The 18,547-nt window shown below is 66.4% G+C and carries 15 protein-coding genes; 8 read left to right on the top strand and 7 right to left on the bottom strand.

The annotated features are described in order from the left end of the window. Positions 1-145 precede the first annotated feature (145 nt). Complete coding sequence (gene metE, locus AC3FJ6_RS13845) at positions 146-2,530, bottom strand: 5-methyltetrahydropteroyltriglutamate--homocysteine S-methyltransferase (protein ID WP_488772420.1); 2,385 nt, start codon at positions 2,528-2,530, stop codon at positions 146-148. A gap of 138 nt (positions 2,531-2,668) precedes the next feature. On the opposite strand from metE, the gene AC3FJ6_RS13840 reads away from it, so the two are divergent. Next, complete coding sequence (locus tag AC3FJ6_RS13840) at positions 2,669-3,601, top strand: LysR family transcriptional regulator (RefSeq protein WP_488772419.1); 933 nt, start codon at positions 2,669-2,671, stop codon at positions 3,599-3,601. Here AC3FJ6_RS13840 and AC3FJ6_RS13835 read toward each other — a convergent pair whose 3' ends face one another. Next, positions 3,602-3,892, bottom strand: a complete 291-nt coding sequence (locus AC3FJ6_RS13835; protein WP_488772418.1) for an AsnC family transcriptional regulator — start codon at positions 3,890-3,892, stop codon at positions 3,602-3,604. A 177-nt stretch (positions 3,893-4,069) separates the two neighbouring features. Between AC3FJ6_RS13835 and AC3FJ6_RS13830 the strand changes: the two genes are divergently transcribed. Continuing rightward, a complete protein-coding gene (locus AC3FJ6_RS13830) occupies positions 4,070-4,540 on the top strand; it encodes an Lrp/AsnC family transcriptional regulator (protein WP_066740198.1) in 471 nt (156 codons plus the stop codon). Positions 4,541-4,561: 21 nt separating this feature from the next. Here the strand turns inward: AC3FJ6_RS13830 and AC3FJ6_RS13825 are convergent, their stop codons facing one another. After that, entirely contained in the window at positions 4,562-5,497 is a 936-nt protein-coding gene (locus AC3FJ6_RS13825) for a DMT family transporter (RefSeq protein WP_488772416.1), read from the bottom strand. Between the two features lie 160 nt (positions 5,498-5,657). On the opposite strand from AC3FJ6_RS13825, the gene AC3FJ6_RS13820 reads away from it, so the two are divergent. Together AC3FJ6_RS13820 and AC3FJ6_RS13815 are read left to right on the top strand one after the other, a co-directional pair. Continuing rightward, entirely contained in the window at positions 5,658-6,128 is a 471-nt protein-coding gene (locus AC3FJ6_RS13820) for an Lrp/AsnC family transcriptional regulator (protein ID WP_066739987.1), read from the top strand. A gap of 83 nt (positions 6,129-6,211) precedes the next feature. Then, positions 6,212-7,441: a cation:proton antiporter gene (locus tag AC3FJ6_RS13815; RefSeq protein ID WP_488772415.1), complete on the top strand. Its 1,230-nt coding sequence runs from the start codon at positions 6,212-6,214 to the stop codon at positions 7,439-7,441. Between the two features lie 4 nt (positions 7,442-7,445). Here AC3FJ6_RS13815 and AC3FJ6_RS13810 read toward each other — a convergent pair whose 3' ends face one another. After that, positions 7,446-8,060, bottom strand: a complete 615-nt coding sequence (locus AC3FJ6_RS13810) for a uracil-DNA glycosylase family protein (protein WP_488772413.1) — start codon at positions 8,058-8,060, stop codon at positions 7,446-7,448. Between the two features lie 69 nt (positions 8,061-8,129). Here AC3FJ6_RS13810 and msrA point away from each other — a divergent pair, with 69 nt between their 5' ends. Beyond that, positions 8,130-8,636 carry a peptide-methionine (S)-S-oxide reductase MsrA gene (gene msrA, locus AC3FJ6_RS13805; RefSeq protein WP_092600811.1) on the top strand — a complete coding sequence of 169 codons (507 nt, stop codon included), beginning with the start codon at positions 8,130-8,132 and terminating at the stop codon, positions 8,634-8,636. A gap of 15 nt (positions 8,637-8,651) precedes the next feature. Here the strand turns inward: msrA and AC3FJ6_RS13800 are convergent, their stop codons facing one another. Both AC3FJ6_RS13800 and AC3FJ6_RS13795 read right to left on the bottom strand, forming a co-directional pair. Next, a complete protein-coding gene (locus AC3FJ6_RS13800; protein ID WP_488772412.1) occupies positions 8,652-9,032 on the bottom strand; it encodes a helix-turn-helix domain-containing protein in 381 nt (126 codons plus the stop codon). After that, complete coding sequence (locus tag AC3FJ6_RS13795) at positions 9,029-9,289, bottom strand: type II toxin-antitoxin system RelE family toxin (protein WP_153949507.1); 261 nt, start codon at positions 9,287-9,289, stop codon at positions 9,029-9,031. Before AC3FJ6_RS13795 ends, AC3FJ6_RS13800 begins: the two co-directional genes overlap by 4 nt. 258 nt (positions 9,290-9,547) lie before the next feature. Here AC3FJ6_RS13795 and uvrA point away from each other — a divergent pair, with 258 nt between their 5' ends. Then, positions 9,548-15,409 carry an excinuclease ABC subunit UvrA gene (gene uvrA, locus AC3FJ6_RS13790; protein ID WP_488772410.1) on the top strand — a complete coding sequence of 1,954 codons (5,862 nt, stop codon included), beginning with the start codon at positions 9,548-9,550 and terminating at the stop codon, positions 15,407-15,409. Here uvrA and AC3FJ6_RS13785 read toward each other — a convergent pair whose 3' ends face one another. Beyond that, positions 15,410-16,291, bottom strand: a complete 882-nt coding sequence (locus AC3FJ6_RS13785; protein ID WP_488772409.1) for a TetR/AcrR family transcriptional regulator — start codon at positions 16,289-16,291, stop codon at positions 15,410-15,412. A 287-nt stretch (positions 16,292-16,578) separates the two neighbouring features. On the opposite strand from AC3FJ6_RS13785, the gene AC3FJ6_RS13780 reads away from it, so the two are divergent. Together AC3FJ6_RS13780 and AC3FJ6_RS13775 are read left to right on the top strand one after the other, a co-directional pair. Then, positions 16,579-17,736, top strand: coding sequence for a porin (locus tag AC3FJ6_RS13780; RefSeq protein WP_488772408.1), 1,158 nt, complete (start codon positions 16,579-16,581; stop codon positions 17,734-17,736). A gap of 207 nt (positions 17,737-17,943) precedes the next feature. Then, positions 17,944-18,477, top strand: coding sequence for a winged helix-turn-helix transcriptional regulator (locus AC3FJ6_RS13775; RefSeq protein WP_488772407.1), 534 nt, complete (start codon positions 17,944-17,946; stop codon positions 18,475-18,477). The last annotated feature ends 70 nt before the right edge of the window (positions 18,478-18,547 follow it).

Below are 18,547 nucleotides of genomic sequence, written 5' to 3'. Positions count from 1 at the left end.
AAGATCACGCCGGATACCGACGTGACATCGCAATTTTCTTGTTTGGCTCGACCGAAAGGATACGGAGCCGCACGCGGCGCCGCCATGCGACACAGCGACGCAACGTGCGCTCCAGCGCATAAGCTCAGGCGTTCAGCGCATGACCTTAGGCACTGGCTTGCCCCGCGCACGACGGTCCGCATGCCGCGCCATGCCCATGCGGGGCGGGCTTGGCCGTGGCGGCGGGCCGCACCACGCGCTTCCAGCTTGCCGGCGCGTGGCCGGCAAGCTTCTGGCGCAGCGCCCGGGTGGCGCTGACCATATTCGCCAGGGCCGCCTCGGTCTCGGTCCAGCCACGGGTTTTCAGGCCGCAATCCGGGTTGACCCACAGGCGTTCCGGGGGAATCACCTCGCAGGCCCGCTCCAGCAGGCGGGTCATGGCTTCGACGGAAGGTACGCGCGGCGAATGGATGTCGTAGACACCGGGGCCGATCTCGTTCGGATAGTCGAAATCGCCAAACCCTTCCAGCAGTTCCATGGCCGAGCGCGAGGTCTCGATTGTGATCACATCGGCATCCATGGCGGCGATGGCCGGCAGGATGTCGTTGAACTCGGCATAGCACATGTGGGTGTGGATCTGCGTTTCGTCGCCCACGCCCGAGGCCGACAGGCGGAAGGCGCTGACAGCCCAGTCCAGATAGGCGGCCCAGTCGCCCCGGCGCAGCGGCAGCCCTTCGCGCAGCGCGGGTTCGTCGATCTGGATCACGCGGATGCCGGCGGCCTCCAGGTCGCAGACCTCGTCGCGGATGGCCAGCGCCAGCTGGCGCGTGGTCACGGCGCGCGGCTGGTCGTCGCGCACGAACGACCATTGCAGCATCGTCACGGGGCCGGTCAGCATGCCCTTCATCGGCTTGTCGGTCAGCGACTGCGCAAAGCGGGCCGTATCCACGGTCATCGGCTCGGGACGGTACACATCGCCAAAGATCACCGGCGGCTTCACGCAGCGCGAGCCGTAGCTCTGCACCCAGCCGTTCTCGGTGAATGCGTAGCCGCATAGCTGTTCGCCGAAATATTCGACCATATCGTTGCGCTCGGCTTCGCCATGGACCAGCACGTCGAGGCCCAGCGCCTCCTGCTTGCGCACCGCCAGTTCGATTTCGGCGCGCATGCGGTCCAGGTAGTCCAGCGCGCCGATATCGCCGCGCTTGAAGGCGGCCCGGGTCTGGCGAATGGCGGGCGTCTGCGGGAACGAGCCGATCGTCGTGGTAGGCAGCGCGGGCAGCTTCAGCGCGTCGCGCTGGCGGACGATGCGCACATCGAATGGGCTGTCGCGTTCGGCCATGTCGGCGGTCACGGCTGCCAGCCGCTTCTGCACCTGCTGGTTGACCACGCGGCGCGACGTGCGGCGCGCGGCCTGCGCGGCATCGGATGCGGCAAGCTGCCCGGCCACAGCCGATTCGCCAAGGTTCAGGGCCAGGGCCAGGGTATGCAGTTCGTCCAGCTTTTCGGTGGCAAATGCCAGCCACGCTTTCAGTTCCGGGTCGAGACGGGTTTCGGCATCGAGCGATACCGGCACATGCAGCAGCGAGCAGGAAGGCGCCAGCCAGAGGCGATCGCCCAGCTGGGCATGCAGGGGCGCGACGGCATCGAGCACCTTGCGCAGGTCGGTGCGCCAGATATTGCGGCCGTCGATCACGCCCACCGACAGCACGGCGCTACTTGGCAGCACGGCCTGCCACGCAGCCAATTGCTGGGGTGCCCGCACCAGATCGATATGAAAACCGTGTACCGGCAGCGCGGCGACACGGGCGGCATGATCGGCGGCGGTGTCGAAATACGTGGCCAGCAGCAGCTTCACGCCGGCATCGGCCAGCGCGGGGTAGGCCTGGTCATAGGCATCGAGCCATTGCGGCGGCAGGTCCAGGCACAGCGCGGGTTCGTCGATCTGTACCCACTCGATGCCGCGTGCCTGCAACTGGGACAGGATACGCCGGTAGGCTTGCACCACCTTGGGCAGCAGACTCAGCCGGTCGAAGCCGGCCGCATGCGACTTGGACAGCCACAGATAGGTGACCGGGCCGATCAGCACCGGACGTGTGGGCAGGCCCAGCGCCAGCGCCTCATCAATTTCGTCGAAATACCAGTTGGCACCGCCGTCGAAAGTACTGTCGGCGTCAAGCTCCGGCACGATGTAGTGGTAGTTGGTATCGAACCACTTGGTCATCTCCATGGCCGGCTGGGCCGCATTGCCGCGCGCCAGTTCGTAGTACTGCGCCAGCGTCAGCGCGGCCGGATCGAACCCGAATCGTTTGGGCAGGGCACCCAGCAGCGTGGTCAGGCCCAGCATCTGGTCGTACCAGGCGAAGTCGCCGGCCGCCACCGTAGCCAGCCCGGCATCGGCCTGCAACTGCCAGTGACGGGCGCGCAGCGTGGCACCCACCTCGCGCAACGCCGCTTCCGATGTCTCGCCGCGCCAGAACGCCTCTTGCGCAAACTTCAGTTCCCGTCGGGCGCCAATGCGCGGAAATCCCAAAACGTGTGTACGTGCCATGCGGTGCTCCAGTGATTTCAGTGATGTCTGATCTGGCGCACAGTGTCAGTTCCCCGCTAGAATGAATCAAGCGAGATGTTTTAAACAAAGTATGAATTTCATTCAACTTACTGGTTTGAGGGCCGGGAAGGGGCCGCGATGATTGAAGTCCGTCATTTCCGGTCGCTGGTGGCGATTGCGGACTCGGGCAAGCTGGCAACGGCGGCCGAGCGGGTGCACGTGAGCCAGTCGGCACTTTCCCATCAGATCAAGGCCATCGAGGCGCACTACGGCATGGCGCTGTTCGATCGCACGCGCCAGGGCCTGCGTTTTACGCCGGCCGGGGAGCGGCTGCTGACGCTGGCGCGCGAAACGCTGGCGGCAATCAGCGCCGCGGAGCGCGACTTGCTACGCCTGAAAAGCGATACCCGCGGCGAATTGCGCGTGGTGCTGGAATGCCATACCTGCTTTGACTGGCTGATGCCCGTCATGGACGAATTCCGGCGCCGTTGGCCGGAGGTGGAAATCGACCTCGTGGCCGGTTTCCACGCCGATCCGCTGGGGCTGCTGGCGCAAGGCAAGGCCGATATGGTGATCGGATCAAAGCCGCCGGCCCGACGCGGGCTGACCGTTGCCCCGCTGTTCCGCTTCGAGATCCTGGCGGTGATGGCCAACGAACACCGCCTGCGCAACAAGCGGCGCATCGAGGCGGCAGACCTGGCTGGCGAAACGCTGATTACCTACCCGGTGCCGGAGCAGCGGATCGACCTGATCCGCGAAGTGCTGGAGCCGGCCGGCATCCAGCTGGAACGGCGCACGGCCGAACTGACGGTGGCGGTGCTGCAGCTGGTGGCCAGCCGGCGCGGCGTGGCGGCGCTGCCCAACTGGGGCGTCAAGAACTACGTCGACCACGACTACGTGCTGGCCAAGCGCATCGGGCCCAAGGGGCTGTGGAGCGAACTCTATGCGGTGCTGCCGTCGGCCATGGCCGATCGGCCGTATGTGGACGATTTCGTATCGATCGTGCGCGAGACCTGTGCGGCGGAACTGGATGGCATCGAACTGCTCGAAGACATCCCGCGCCCGGCGTAATCACGCCGCCAGCGCCTCAGGCTCGTCCAGCGTTTCCTGTTCGCCCGTGAACGCGGCGTCAACGATTTCCAGGTCCGCGCCATGGGCCACGCGCCGCACGAACAGCTCCAGCAACTCGACCGTATCGGCCTGGCAGACCAGGCGCGCGACGTTGGCGCGGCCGGCATCGAAGGACATCTGCTGGAGCGACAGCCCGGTGCGGCGGGCATTGGCCAGCACCCATTCCAGACTGCCGAAGGTGTCGCTCAGCGGGGAGCGGTCGAGTCGCAGGGCAAGATCAAGGGCAGGCATGGCGGGTTCCGGGTGGGGCATTGCAGGATGCGAAGTGATTCGCAAGGAGTCCGGTAAATTTACCAGTCATGCCGCAAAATTGGCTTCTGAAATTTCCTCGATACGCCTCGGTGTGGAGAAGAATCTGCCGCAGTGAAGTAAAATGACGGTTAATTTATCCTCCATCATCGGATTGCCGTGACGAACGTTCCCAAACTCGACGACATCGACCGCCGCATCCTGCGCGAACTGCGCCGCGATGGGCGGATCTCCAACGCCAAGCTGGCCGAGCGGGTGGGGTTGTCCGCCACGCCCTGCTGGAACCGGGTCAAGGCGCTGGAGGACGCCGGGGTGATTGGCGGGTACGCCGCGCTGCTGAACCAGAAGGCGCTGGGGCTGCCCGATACCGTGCTGATCGAGGTCACGCTGGACCGTCACGACGACGATATGCTGCACCGCTTTGGCGAGGCGCTGGCCGAATTGCCAGAAGTGCTGGAGGCCCATCTGCTGACGGGCGAGTACGACTACCTGATCAAGGTGGCCGTGGCCGGAACCGAGGGCTATGAGGAATTCCTGCGCCACAAGCTCTACAAGCTGCCGGGCCTGCGGCACAGCCATTCCACGTTCGTGCTGCGTACGCTGAAGCGCGAACTTTCAGTCGAGCCCTGAGCAGCAGCGCGATCAGCGGGATCAGAGCGATCCGCGCGACGCCAGGCGGCCCAGCCGGGGCGCCAGCGCCGTGGTTACCACGCCCAGCGCGATCAACCCGAGGCCAATCGACAGATCCGCCGAAATCCGTTCGTGCCAGGCCACGGCGGACAGCACCAGCCCGAGCAGCGGCACGCCCAGCATGGCGATGGACGTGGCTGCCGGTGGCAGCGACTGGGTGACGTTGAGCACCACGATAAACGTCAGGGCCGTGGCCAGCGGGCCGGTGTACAGCACGGCGGGCCAGATTTCGCCGATGGCGGCCAGGTCGGGCGCACCGTCCCGCAACAAGGCCAGCAGCACCAGCGGCACCGTCGCCACCGCGCATTCCCACGGGATCATGTCGGCACCGAGCCGCACATGGCGGTGGGCCCGCAGGTGGATGATGCTGACCGACCACGCCAGCGACGCCCCGAGCAGCATCGTCAGGCCCATGACCGTGTGCAGTTCCCAGCCGCCCAGCGCCGGCGCGACGATCACGGCGATGCCGGCGTAGCTGAAGCCGGTGGCCAGCCATTGCCAGCGCGACGGCCGTTCGCCCAGCACCAGCGACGACAGCGGAATCACCCAGATGGCCGTGGCGTAGGCCACCACCGAGGCGCGTCCCGGCGCCACATATTGCAGCGCCCACAGCGCCAGCGCCGTAAAGGCGGCCATCTGCAGCAAGCCGACACTGAACACCAGCGGCCATTCCTGGCGCGACGGCAGGCGCAGCCGCTTGAGCGCGCCCAGTACGACGAAGCTGATCAGCGCCGCCGAGCCGAAGCGCAGCGCGGCAAACCACAACGGGCTGACGTGCGACAGCCCGAATTTCATCACGGGCCAGTTGCCGCCCCAGATGATGACGGCGCCGATCAACGGCAGAAATGACTTGAAGGCGGCAGAGCGGGCGCTGCCGGCGGGGGCAATGACGGACATGAAATCGTGTGGGGTCGGAGCGGGCTGGGGAGTCACCGGAATGACTCGCCGAATGTCCAAAAGTCTACGATTCATTGCACCGCAGCATCGGCCGGATCACTTTGTCATCACGGCCCGTTACAGCATAGAATGCCGGCAAACCTGACTATGGAAGCCGAACATGCTGGACATCGATCTGGACGCCACTGACATCCGTATCCTGGGGGAATTGCAGCGCGACGGCAGCCTGACCAATGTGGAACTGGCCAGCCGCATCAATCTGTCGCCATCGCCATGCCTGGCGCGCGTGAAACGCCTGGAAAAGATCGGCGTGATCTCGCGCCGCGTGACGCTGCTCGATGCCCGGCGGCTGGGCTTGAAGGTGGTGGTGTTTATCTCCGTGTCACTGGACAAACAGCGGCGCGAGACACTCGATACGTTCGAGCGCAAGATCGGCGCGCTGCCGCAGGTGATGGAGTGCTACCTGATGTCGGGCGATGCCGATTACCTGTTGCGCGTGGTGGTGCCCGACGTGGAGGCGCTGGAGCGGCTGATCATCGACCAGATCACGCGCATTCCGGGCGTGGCCAGCATCCGGTCGAGCTTTGCCCTGAAACAGGTGCTCTACAGCACCGCACTGCCGCTCGGTTGAGGGCGGCTCTCGGCACTGCCGTATCATCGCGGCTTCGCCAGCGGGCAGCCGCCCCACGCATCAAGCCATACCCAAGACGCCCCATGAATCCGTCCGCGCTGAACCCCGCTTCCATTTTCTTCGTCCAGGCTTGCCTGGTCGTCGGCGTGCCGCTGGTGTTGTGGCGCGGCCTGCGCATGGGCGGCATCGTGCCCCTGGTCGTGATGCAGATCGCCGGAGGCATCGTGCTCGGGCCGTCGGTACTGGGTGCGCTCTGGCCGGACAACTGGCACGCGCTGTTCGGCGCGCAGAAGCTCACTGCGCTGTCGGGGCTGCAATGGCTGGCGGTGGTGCTGTTTGCGTTCCTGTCCGGGCTGCACGTCGGCGGCCCGGAGGCCCGGGGCCTGCGCCGTATCGCGCTATGGGCCGCGCCGAGCTGCGTCGCGCTGCCATTTGTCCTGGGGGTGGGCGCCGGTTATGTACTCGGCGCCTGGCGCCCCACGCTGGCGGGCGAGGCGGCCACCCCCTGGCAATTCGCCATTGCCGTCGGGGTGTCCATGGCGGTCACGGCGTTGCCGGTGCTCGGCGCCATCCTGCGCGAGATGAAGCTGACCGATTCCACGGCCGGACGCCTGGCGCTGGCCTGTTCGGCATTCAGCGATGCGGCGATCTGGATCGTGCTGTCATGCATCCTGGCCAGCACCGGTCAGGCCGCCGCGCAGCCGCTGAAGCTGGCGATCGGCGGCGCCATCTATCTGGCGGTGATGTTCGCGCTGGTGCGGCCGTTGCTGGCGCGATGGCTGCCCGCCATGCGCGGGCATGACGCGCGGCTGGCGGCGGTGGTGGTGGTGCTGATCTTTGCATCGGCCTGCATATCGGAACAGACCGGCCTGCATTACATCCTGGGCGGGTTCCTGGCCGGCGTGGTGCTGCCGCGCCAACTGGCCGCCGATATCGGCAAGCAGCTGGAGCCCACCACCGTGGTGGTGCTGATGCCGTTCTTCTTCCTGATGACCGGACTGCGGACCGACCTCAACACGGCCGGGACCGATGCGCTGATCGTCTTTGCCGTGACGACGGTGGTGGCCGTGGCCGGCAAGATGGCGGGCACTGCGCTGCCGGCGCGATGGGCCGGTCTGGGCCGGCGCGATGCCTGGGCCGCCGGCGCGCTGGCGCAGACCAAGGGACTGATGGAAGTGGTGGTGCTGGCCATCCTGCTGGAAAACCGGCTGATCAGCACACCCGCGTTCTCCGGCCTGTTGCTGATGGCGCTGGCCACCACGGTACTGGCCAAGCCGTTTACGCTCGCCGCCCTGCGGATGCGCGACGACTGAGGCCTCAGCCGGATAACCGCGCCCGCACGGCGGCCTGCAGCGCGGGCAATAGTGCTGACTCGAACCACAGGTGCTGGCGCATCCAGGGCACCACGCGCCACGATGGGTGGGGCAGCGGAAACACATTCGGGCCGAAATCTAGGAAATCGGCTACCAGTTCGGTCATCGACCGCTTTGGCACCGCCGGCTGCTTCGGCAGATAGGCGGCCTGGGCATAGGTGCCGACCAGCAGGGTCAGGCGGTCGTCGGGCAGGCAGGCCAGCACGCGCTGATGCCACAGCGGCGCGCATTCGCGCCGGGGCGGCAGGTCACCGCTCTTGCCCTTGCCGGGGTAGCAAAACCCCATCGGCATGATGGCGACGCGCGCGGCGTCGTAGAACTCGTCCTTTGTCACGCCCATCCAGGCCCGCAGCCTGTCGCCGCTCGGGTCATCGAACGGCACGCCGCTGGCATGCACCCGCGAACCCGGCGCCTGGCCGATCACCACGATCCGCGACGTGCCGCTGAACTGCACCACGGGGCGCGGCCCGGCGGGCAGGGCGGCGGCGCAGTGGGTGCAGGCGGCGATCTCGCGCCGCAGCGTCTGGATGACATCGTTCGCGTGTGGTGGAGACTTCATGGCGGGTCAGCGAGTTTCGTGGGGGTTGCGTATATTACGAGGCTCGATGTATTGCGATGGAATATCACGATGACCACACAAACCGAAACCGCGATCCTGGCCGGCGGCTGCTTCTGGGGCATGCAGGACCTGCTGCGCCGTTACCCGGGCGTGCTGACCACGCGCGTTGGCTACACCGGGGGCGATGTGCCCAACGCCACCTACCGCAATCACGGCACGCACGCCGAAGGCATCGAGATCGTGTTCGATCCGAAGCAGATCAGCTATCGCCAGATTCTTGAGTTCTTCTTCCAGATCCACGATCCGACGACGAAGAACCGCCAGGGTAACGATATCGGCACCAGCTACCGTTCGGCGATCTTTTACCTCGACGACGAACAGAAGAAGGTGGCCGAACAGACCGCGGCCGACGTTGATGCGTCTGGCTTGTGGCCGGGCAAGGTCGTGACGGAAATCGCACCGGCCGGGCCGTTCTGGGAGGCCGAACCCGAACACCAGGACTACCTGGAGCGGATTCCCAACGGCTATACCTGTCACTTCATCCGTCCGGGCTGGAAGCTGCCGCAGCGCGGGTAACCGGGCCCGGCGCGCTCAGGCGGGCGGGTCTTCCACCAGCAAGTCCAGCGGCACGGCCAGCGCGGTGGCCAGGGCGCGCAGCACCTCGATGCTGCCGTCGCGCTTGCGGTTTTCGATCTGGCTCAGATAGGGCTTGCTGACACCGGCCGTGCTGGCCAGCGCGTCCTGAGTCAGCCGGCGATGGTCGCGCCACGCCTTGATCGGGTGGTCGCCGGCCAGCAGGGCGTCGAGCACGGCAGCCGGAATCCGGAAGCCGTCGTCGGCGGCCACGGCGGCGTCGTGCATCCGGACATCTTCCATGGCTTCAAACAGGTGCTGGACGCGCTCCCAGAGGTCGATCGGAACGATCGCATATTCGCGGTTGCCTTCGCGCTGGATGAACTGTATCGCGGTCATTGATATGCACTCCCACGTGATTTGACGGTCAGCACGACGACCACCAACTGCCCGGCTTCGATCCGGTACAAGACCCGCCAGTCGCCAACGCGCAGCCGAAAGGCGTCCCGGCCCATCAGCTTGCGCACGTTCTGGTTTGGCGCATAAGGGTCCGCTGCCAGCAGACCTACCTTGGCCCGGATGTTGCGGGCGACGTTTCGGGGCATCGACAGCAGCTGCTGTGTCGCCTCCCTGGTGAACTCGATCTCGTGCTGCATCCCGATGTTAGCGCATTGCTAATATTATGCAAACGATGTTTGCTCAATTCGGGGGCGACTTGAACGTGGGTAGGCATTCTGGCGCAAGATCCGCCTGCCGGGACGCATGGCTTCCGAAATCGGAATTGTCTGCTGGCTGTCAGGAAGCCTGTACGTTTATACAGTATAGTTAGGGCACTTCCGCGCCCGCGCGGCGTGGTGAAAAGCTTCCAAAGAACGTTAAGTTCTGCATCCAACTCACTGATTCGAGGCAAGAAATTGTCAGATTCCGGTACGATCCGTATTCGCGGCGCCCGTCAGCACAATCTCAAGAACGTTGATCTCGACCTGCACACCGGGCAAATGACCGTGGTGACGGGGCCGTCGGGGTCAGGCAAGTCGAGCCTGGTGTTCGACACGCTGTACGCCGAAGGCCAGCGCCGCTACGTGGAGACCTTCAGCGCCTATGCGCGCCAGTTTCTCGACCGCATGGACCGGCCGCAGGTGGACAAGGTGGACGGCGTGCCGCCCGCCATTGCCATCGACCAGACCAACCCGGTGCGCAGTTCGCGGTCGACCGTGGGCACGATGACCGAGCTCAACGACCACCTGAAGCTGCTGTACGCCCGTGCGGCCGAGCTGTTCGACAAGCAGACCGCGCTGCCGGTACGCCACGACTCGCCCGAGACGATCTACGCCGAACTGCAGGCCCGCACGGCCGCCGGCCAGCCGTTTGCCGATGCCCGGCTGGTGGTGACGTTTCCGGTCGAACTGCCGGAATCGGCCACCGAGGACGAAGTGACGCAGTGGCTGTCGGTCAGCGGCTATACGCGGGTGCATGGGCAGCGCATCGTCGAATCGCCAACTGGCAACCGCAAGGTGCTCGATGTGGTGGCGGACCGCTTCCGCATCGGCAATGTGGAAAAGGCGCGCGCCATCGAGGCCATCGAGGCATCGCTGAAGCGCGGCGGCGGCCGGGTCAGCGTCAATGTGGTGACCGACGAGGGCGAGGGCCCGGTGTGGAAGTTCTCCACCGGGCTGCACAGCCCCGAGAGCGATATCCGCTATGCGGACCCGCAGCCGGCATTGTTCTCGTTCAACTCCGCCTACGGGGCCTGCGAGACCTGCCGAGGGTTTGGGCGGGTGATCGGCGTGGACCTGGGCCTGGTGATTCCGGACGGGCGCAAGTCGCTGCGCGACGGGGCGATCAAGCCGATGCAGACGCCGGCCTGGAAGGAATGCCAGGACGACCTGATGCGGTATGCGGCCAAGGCCGGGATTCCGCGCGACCTGGCGTGGAACCAGCTCAGCGAGGCCGAGCAGCACTGGGTGATTCATGGGTCGCCCGACTGGAATGGCCAGTGGAACAAGCAGTGGTACGGCGTGATGCGGTTCTTCAACTACCTGGAGTCGAAGGCCTACAAGATGCACATCCGCGTGCTGCTGTCGAAGTACCGCAGCTACACGCCGTGCGAAACCTGCTGCGGCGCGCGCCTGAAAACCGAAGCCCTGCTGTGGCGCCTGGGCAGCAAGGACAACGCTGACGCCGTGCTGGCGCCGGCCAGCCGCTTCCTGCCGAAGGGCGTGGCCTGGAACCGCGCCCAGCTGGAAAGCCTGCCGGGTTTGACCGTCCACGATCTGATGCTGATGCCGATTGCGCGCATCCGCCGCTTTTTCGACGACCTGACGCTGTCGAGCGCCTTGCTCGACGATGCGCTCAAGCTGCTGCTGGCCGAAGTCCGCACGCGCCTGAAGTACCTGTGCGACGTGGGCCTGGGCTATCTGACGCTGGATCGCCAGAGCCGCACGCTGTCGGGCGGCGAGGTGCAGCGGATCAACCTGACCACCGCGCTGGGCACGTCGCTGGTGAATACGCTGTTCGTGCTGGACGAGCCCAGCATCGGCCTGCATCCGCGCGACCTGAACCGCATCGTCGAGGCCATGCACCGCCTGCGCGATGCCGGCAACACGCTGGTGGTGGTGGAACACGATCCGTCGGTAATGCTGGCAGCCGACCGCCTGATCGACATGGGCCCCGGCCCGGGCGAGCGCGGCGGCTCGATCATCTTCGACGGCACGCCGGACACCATCCGCAAGGAACCGACGCTGACGGGCGACTACCTGGGCGGCCGCCGGCGCGTGACCGATGCCACGGACTGGCGCCTGCGGCCCGTGGACGACACCACGCCGCGCCTGAAGCTGGAAGGGGCCACGGAGCACAACCTCAAGGACGTGACGGTCGAGATTCCGCTGAACCGGCTGGTCTGCGTCACTGGCGTGTCCGGTTCGGGCAAATCCACCCTGCTGCAGGATGTGCTGTATCCGGCCATGGCACGCCATTTCGGCAAGGCCACCGAATCGCCCGGGGCATTCCGCGACCTGGTGGGTGCCGATCTGGTCGATGACGTGGTCTTTGTCGACCAGTCGCCCATCGGCAAGACGGCGCGTTCCAACCCGGCCAGCTACGTGGGCGCGTTCGACGAGATCCGCAAGCTGTTTGCCAAGGCGCCGCTGGCGCTGCAGCGCGGCTATACGGCCGGCACGTTCAGCTTCAACTCGGGCGACGGCCGGTGCCCCACCTGCGGCGGCTCGGGCTTCGAGCACGTGGAGATGCAGTTCCTCTCCGATGTCTACCTGCGCTGCCCGGACTGCGATGGCACGCGCTATCGCGCCGAAGTGCTCGAAGTGAAGATCGAGCGTGCCGCGCGCGGCCAGGCACCGCGCACGCTGAGCGTGGCCGACGTGCTGGAACTGACCGTCAGCGAGGCGACGGCGCTGTTCGAAGGCGATGCGGCCGTACTGCGCGTGCTGGCGCCGATTGCCGACGTGGGCCTGGAATATGTGAAGCTGGGCCAGCCGGTGCCGACGCTGTCGGGTGGCGAGGCGCAGCGCCTGAAACTGGCCGGCTTCCTGGCCGAAACGGCGGCCGCGCAGCCGGTGAAGAACCGCAAGGCCGTGGTGCTGCCCAAGCGCCTGTTCATGTTCGACGAACCGACCACCGGGCTGCACTTCGACGATATCGCCAAGCTGATGCGCGCGTTCGGCAAGCTGCTCGATGGCGGGCACTCGCTGATCGTGATCGAGCACAACCTCGATGTGATCCGTGCTTCCGACTGGATTGTCGATCTGGGCCCCGAAGGCGGGGACGCCGGTGGCGAGGTGCTCTGCGTGGGCACGCCCGACATGGTCAAGGGCTGCGCCAATTCGCATACCGGCCATGCGCTGCTGGCCTATGACAAGGCCCTGGGCGAATCGGGCACGCTGGCCGCCGAGCGCGAGGAACAGGCCAGGCACGGTTTGCCGCTGCAGGCCGCGGTGCAGGCCGCCCGGGCGCGCCGCGCCGTGGAAGGCGAGGGCGTGGTGCGCATCGTCAATGCCCACGAGCACAACCTGAAGGCGCTCAACGTCGACATTCCGCACGGCAAGTTCAACGTGATTACCGGGGTGTCGGGCTCGGGCAAGTCCACGCTGGCATTCGACATCCTGTTCCACGAAGGACAGCGCCGCTATCTGGAATCGCTGAACGCCTATGCGCGGTCTATCGTGCAGCCGGCTGGGCGCCCGGAAGTGGATGCGGTCTATGGCATCCCGCCGACGGTGGCCATCGAGCAGCGGCTGTCGCGTGGCGGCCGCAAGAGTACCGTGGCGACGACGTCCGAAGTCTGGCACTTCCTGCGGCTGCTCTACGTCAAGCTGGGCATCCAGCATTGCGTGCATGACGGGGCGCCGGTGACATCGCAAAGCCCGGCATCGATCGCAGCCCAGCTGCTGCGCGACTATCGCGGCCAGCACGTGGGCCTGCTGGCCCCGCTGGTGGTGAACCGCAAGGGCGTCTATACCGACCTGGCCAAGTGGGCCAAGGCGCGCGGCAATACGCATCTGCGCATGGATGGCGAATTCCTGCCGGTCGATCCCTGGCCGCGTCTGGACCGTTTCCGCGAGCACACGATCGAACTGCCTGTCGGTGACATCGTCGTTTCTCCAGACAACGAGGCGGCACTGCGCGCCTTGCTGGATCAGACGCTGGAACTGGGCAAGGGCGTGATGCACTTGCTGGCACCGCTGGACGGACTGCACGACGCCATGCACGACGGCAAGGGGTCGGGCAAGGTCGGCGAAACCAGGGTGTTTTCGACCAAGCGCGCCTGTCCGGTCTGCGGCACCAGCTATCCGGAGCTGGACCCGCGCATGTTCTCGTACAACAGCAAGCACGGCTGGTGCGGCACCTGTGTCGGCACGGGTCTGGCACTAACGGGCGAACAGCGCGCGGCGTTCGATGACACGGTGCTGGGCGGCGACGACCGTGGCCGCGAGCAGAGTCTGCCGTCCGAGGAGCAGGAACCCGAAGGCGTGGCCGATACGCCATGCCCGGACTGCGGCGGCACGCGCCTGAACCCTGTGGCCCGGGCGGTCACGTTCGACGCGAATGCCATTACCGACGTGGCGCAATGGACGGTGTCCGACACCCGCCGCTGGGTCGATGGCCTGCGCCTGAAAGGGCGCGATGCCGAGATTGCCCGCGATGTGGTGACCGAGATCGCCAGCCGCCTGCAGTTCCTGGAAGAGGTGGGACTTGGCTACCTGAGCCTGGACCGTGCCGCGCCGAGCCTGTCTGGCGGCGAGGCGCAGCGTATCCGGCTGGCCGCCCAGCTTGGCAGCAACCTGCAGGGCGTCTGCTACGTGCTGGACGAGCCGACCATCGGCCTGCATCCGCGCGACAACCAGATCCTGCTCGATGCCTTGCGCAAGCTCGGTGACAAGGGCAACACGCTGGTCGTGGTGGAGCACGACGAGGACACCATCCGCCGGGCCGACCACATCATCGACATCGGCCCGGGGGCCGGCAAGCGCGGCGGCAATCTGGTGGCGCAGGGCGGCGTGGCCGCGCTGTCGGCCGCTGCCGATTCCACCACGGGCCGGTTCCTGGCGCATCCGATGATCCACCCGCTGCAACCGCGCAGGCCGGTCAGGCCGGCGCGTGCCGGCAAGGAAGCCGAGCCGGCCCAGTGGCTGACCGTCGAGGGGGCGCACCTGCACAACCTGCGTGACGTGACCGCGCGGATTCCGCTGGGGCGGCTGGTGGCCATCACGGGCGTGTCGGGCTCCGGCAAGTCCACGCTGGCGCGGGACGTGCTGATGACCAATCTGCTCGATGCGGTGGGGCGCTCGGTGATGTCGTCGCCGGCCACGCGCCGGGCGCGTGCCGCAGCCGAAAAAGCCGGCAAGCCCACGGCCACGAAGGCGCTCAGTGTGGAGCACGCCTGGCACGGCTGCGCGGGTATCAGCGGCTGGGAATCGATCGACCGCGTGCTCGAAGTGGACCAGACGCCGATCGGCAAGACGCCGCGATCCTGTCCGGCGACCTATATCGGCGTCTGGGACGCGATTCGCAAGCTGTTTGCCGAGACGCTGGAAGCCAAGGCGCGCGGCTACAGCGCATCGCGGTTCTCGTTCAACACCAGCGACGGGCGCTGCCCCGCCTGCGAGGGGCAGGGCGTGCGCACCATCGGCATGAGCTTCCTGCCCGATGTGAAGGTGCCGTGCGACGTGTGCCACGGGCAACGTTTCAACCCCGAAACCCTGGCGGTGACGTGGCGCGGCAAGAACATCGGTGACGTGCTGACGATGGAGATCGACGAGGCTGTGGAGTTCTTCGCGGCCATCACGCAGATCGGCCATCCGCTGCAGCTGATGAAGGACGTCGGCCTGGGCTATCTGACGCTGGGTCAGCCGTCGCCGACGCTGTCTGGCGGCGAGGCGCAGCGGATCAAGCTGGTGACGGAGCTGTCGAAGGTGCGCGATGACATCACGCGGCGCGGCCAGAAGGCGCCCCACACGCTCTACGTGCTCGACGAGCCGACCGTGGGCCTGCACATGGCCGACGTGGCGCGGCTGATCCGCGTGCTGCACCGGCTCACGGACGGCGGCCACAGCGTGGTGGTGATCGAGCACGACCTGGACGTGATTGCCGAGGCCGACTGGATTATCGACCTGGGGCCGGAGGGCGGTGCCCATGGCGGCACCATCGTCGGGGCCGCAGACCCCGAAACGCTGTCGCGCATCAAGGCCAGCCACACGGGTGCGGCACTGGTGCCGGTGCTGGCCCGTACCGCGCCCGACGCGGCCCGCGCCACGGGCTGATCAGCGCGCCCGGGGCGCTCTCGGCGGCTTCGGGGAGGTCGCCAGCCCCGGGCCTGCCCCGGATGCCCCGGACGTGCCGGCCGGCGGCCTTGGACCCGCCAGGGCCGCCGCGCAGAAATCGATCAATTCCTCCACGGGCGGCCCGCTGCGGGCCCGCTTGCTGCGTTCCCGCACCCAGTGGGCCAGCGAATACACCACCGTATCCATGAACCAGATCAGGCGAAGCTTCATGACGTCGCGCGGCACGTCAGGCAGCAGCGCATAGAGGTGTTCGCGCACCCGGTACAGCGCGCTCATGGCGGTCTTGTCGACCAGCCCCTTGTTGAGCAGGGCCGGGCTGAACGTGGTCTGGGCCAGCACCTGCAGGTAGTTGGTGCCCCAGTCGGTGTCCAGCACCACCTCGACCAGCGGTCGGATGGTGGCTTGCACCACGCCGTGTATGTCGATGGGCCGGCCGCGGCCTTCCAGTTCGTCCAGATGCCGGTGGCGGATTTCGTTGACCTGGTGCAGGCGCCGGTTCAGCAGGTGGCTGACCAGGGCTTCGCGCGATCCGAAGTGATAGTGCAGGGCGGAACGGTTGCGCTGGCCGCTTTCCACCACGATCTGGCATAGCGGCACCTGTTCCACACCCTGCTCGGCAAACAGGCGCTCGGCGATTTCAAGAATGCGCCGCGCGGTATCGGTCAGACCGTCAGGGGCGCCAGAGGCGGTAGCGGCGGCAGCGTCCGTCCCCTGGGCGCTTTTGGCGCTTTGGGCGTCGGGCGCGCCTGCCGGACGGTCGGCATCGGCGGCAGCGGCCTTGCGACCTGGCGTACGGCGGGGGTCGTGCGCGGGTGGGCGCTGCTCATCCGCGATCATGGCGCGCGCTTGCTTGAGCTTCATGGCGTGGTGGCGTCGCTGGCTGGCTTGTCGTTATCAAAATGAAAGCCTCGCAAGGATACGGAAAAATCCGATGTCCGACATCCATTTGGCGTCGCATTTTCTCCATTTTCGTACCTCTCCGGGAAAGTCCTAACTAACTGAACGTGCGTATGCCGTTAGCCTGCGGTCCATGTCAAATTAATACGAGAGATTAATTCGACCTGACGCGATTGGCGACGATCGCACCCGGGCGCTGGACGGAGGAGACCACTGGCGCCACCAGCCACCACACTCGGAACCGTAAAACAATGAAGAAGACGCTGTTCGCTGCGCTTGCCGGCGCGCTGCTTGCGCCCGCCGCCTGGGCCCAATCGTCCGTGACGCTCTATGGCGTTGTCACCTCCAGCATCCAGTACGTCAACCACGTGCAGAACACCAGCAACGGGGTGCTGGCACCGGGCAGCGGATCGGCCGTGTTCATGAATTCGTCGGGCATCGCGCAGTCGCGTTTCGGCCTGCGGGGCGTCGAAGAGCTTGGCGGTGGGCTGAAGAGCCTGTTCGTGCTGGAAAACCAGTTCAACACCGATGACGGCAAGATGGGCAATGGCGGGCTGCTGTTCGGCCGCCAGGCCTTCGTGGGCCTGCAGAACCAGTGGGGCAAGGTGACCTTCGGCCGCCAGTACACCTCGGCGTTCCTGACGATGGGCAGCTTCACGCCGCTGGCGTATGCCCCGGAATTCGAACCGGTGGTGGGCGTCGCCGGCCCGAACTTCCGCGAGAACAACGTGGTGCAGTACCAAGGCACGTTCGGCCCGCTCACGGCCATGGCGCACTGGTCGTTCGGTGAACGCAGCGGCACGTTCGCCGCGGGCTCGGCCTATGGCGTGGGTCTGTCTTATGCGAATGGCCCGTTCGGTATCGCGGCGGCCTATGACGAGGTCACGACGCTCAACACCGCGCAGGCCGCCGGCACTTCGGGATCGAACGACTATGGCCGCGACATGCGCGCGATGCTGGGGGCCAGCTACCGGCTGGGGCAGGTCAAGATGGTGGCGGGCTACCGCTGGGGCAACTCGGTGGCGCCGGCCACCGGCACGCCAACCCTGCTGCCGCACCGCGACGACATGTACTGGGTGGGCGTGAACTGGGACGCCACCGCTGCGCTGCGCCTGTCGCTGGCCTATTACTACGACGACATCAAGTCCGCACGTATCGGCGGCGTGACGACCAACCCCAAGAACCCGCAGCAGTACCTGGCACTGGCCGACTACAGCCTGTCCAAGCGGACCGATGTGTTCTTCGCGGTGAACTACGCGCGCAACGCGTCGCTGAACTGGGACAACATTTCGTACCTGCCGAACGGCCAGTCGGTGGGCTACCTGCCCTCGACGTCGCAGGTCTATTACAAGACGCCCGATGCCAGCGGCCAGCTGGGTGTGTCGCTGGGCGTTCGGCACATTTTCTGATCCGGAGCCGTTCCCGGCTCATACAAGGCAAGCGAGGGGCCCGCGCGGACTCCACGACGCGCAGGCATTGCGGCGCCACGGCCAATGGTCGGGGCGCCTTTTTTCGCTAGGTGCCGCCCGGTATGTCGGCCGTGCCGACGGGGCTTTGGCCGATGCGTGCCGAAAGGTGGGTATCATCGGGCCGATACACCGACAAACGGGAACGACATGCAACGCAAGACTTTCCGCAACATGCAATGCCCGATCGCCCGCAGCCTCGAACGCGTGGGCGAGTGGTGGAGCATTCTGATTCTGCGCGACGCGTTCTATGGCACGAAACGCTTCGACGAATTCCAGCGCAACCTCGATATCGCGCCGAACATGCTCACGCGCCGGCTCAATGGCCTGGTCGAGGAGGGCCTGCTCGAAAAGCGCCAGTATTCGGAACGGCCGCCCCGCTACGAATACGTGCTGACCGACTGCGGGCGCGATTTCCGGCCAGTATTGCTGGCGCTGCTGGCCTGGGGCAACCGCAATTTCGCGCCGGAAGGGGCCAGTGTGCAGATTGTCGACCGCGACACCGGCACGGTCGTCGAGCCCCTGCTGGTGGATGCCGCCAACGGCGAGCCGCTGCAGATGGGCAAGCGCCACGTGGTGCGGGCAGGGCCGGCGGCGGACGCTCGCACACGCGAGCGCCTGTCTTCGGCGGCGTCGTACATGACCGCGCCGGCACCGGCCAAAGTCAAGGCGCCCGCCGCCTGACCTTGCCGCGTCAGGTTGCTCCGAAAGCATTTCTGGCATAGAGTCCAAGGGATCAGCACCCCGTTTTCCG

It is taken from the genome of Cupriavidus sp. 94F1 (genome assembly GCF_057798875.1).
The sequence above is the reverse complement of the archived record's forward strand: the minus strand, read 5'-3'. Positions and strand labels throughout refer to the sequence as shown.

Bases quoted from the DNA above. Each gene is read 5' to 3' on its own strand.
- AC3FJ6_RS13840 (WP_488772419.1), top strand. From the start codon at position 2,669: ATGATTGAAGTCCGTCATTTCCGGTCGCTGGTGGCGATTGCGGACTCG.
- AC3FJ6_RS13815 (WP_488772415.1), top strand. From the start codon at position 6,212: ATGAATCCGTCCGCGCTGAACCCCGCTTCCATTTTCTTCGTCCAGGCT.
- AC3FJ6_RS13810 (WP_488772413.1), bottom strand. From the start codon at position 8,060: ATGAAGTCTCCACCACACGCGAACGATGTCATCCAGACGCTGCGGCGC.
- AC3FJ6_RS13795 (WP_153949507.1), bottom strand. From the start codon at position 9,289: ATGCAGCACGAGATCGAGTTCACCAGGGAGGCGACACAGCAGCTGCTG.
- msrA (WP_092600811.1), top strand. From the start codon at position 8,130: ATGACCACACAAACCGAAACCGCGATCCTGGCCGGCGGCTGCTTCTGG.
- AC3FJ6_RS13835 (WP_488772418.1), bottom strand. From the start codon at position 3,892: ATGCCTGCCCTTGATCTTGCCCTGCGACTCGACCGCTCCCCGCTGAGC.
- AC3FJ6_RS13780 (WP_488772408.1), top strand. From the start codon at position 16,579: ATGAAGAAGACGCTGTTCGCTGCGCTTGCCGGCGCGCTGCTTGCGCCC.
- metE (WP_488772420.1), bottom strand. From the start codon at position 2,530: ATGGCACGTACACACGTTTTGGGATTTCCGCGCATTGGCGCCCGACGG.
- AC3FJ6_RS13800 (WP_488772412.1), bottom strand. From the start codon at position 9,032: ATGACCGCGATACAGTTCATCCAGCGCGAAGGCAACCGCGAATATGCG.
- AC3FJ6_RS13775 (WP_488772407.1), top strand. From the start codon at position 17,944: ATGCAACGCAAGACTTTCCGCAACATGCAATGCCCGATCGCCCGCAGC.
- AC3FJ6_RS13785 (WP_488772409.1), bottom strand. From the start codon at position 16,291: ATGAAGCTCAAGCAAGCGCGCGCCATGATCGCGGATGAGCAGCGCCCA.
- AC3FJ6_RS13820 (WP_066739987.1), top strand. From the start codon at position 5,658: ATGCTGGACATCGATCTGGACGCCACTGACATCCGTATCCTGGGGGAA.
- AC3FJ6_RS13825 (WP_488772416.1), bottom strand. From the start codon at position 5,497: ATGTCCGTCATTGCCCCCGCCGGCAGCGCCCGCTCTGCCGCCTTCAAG.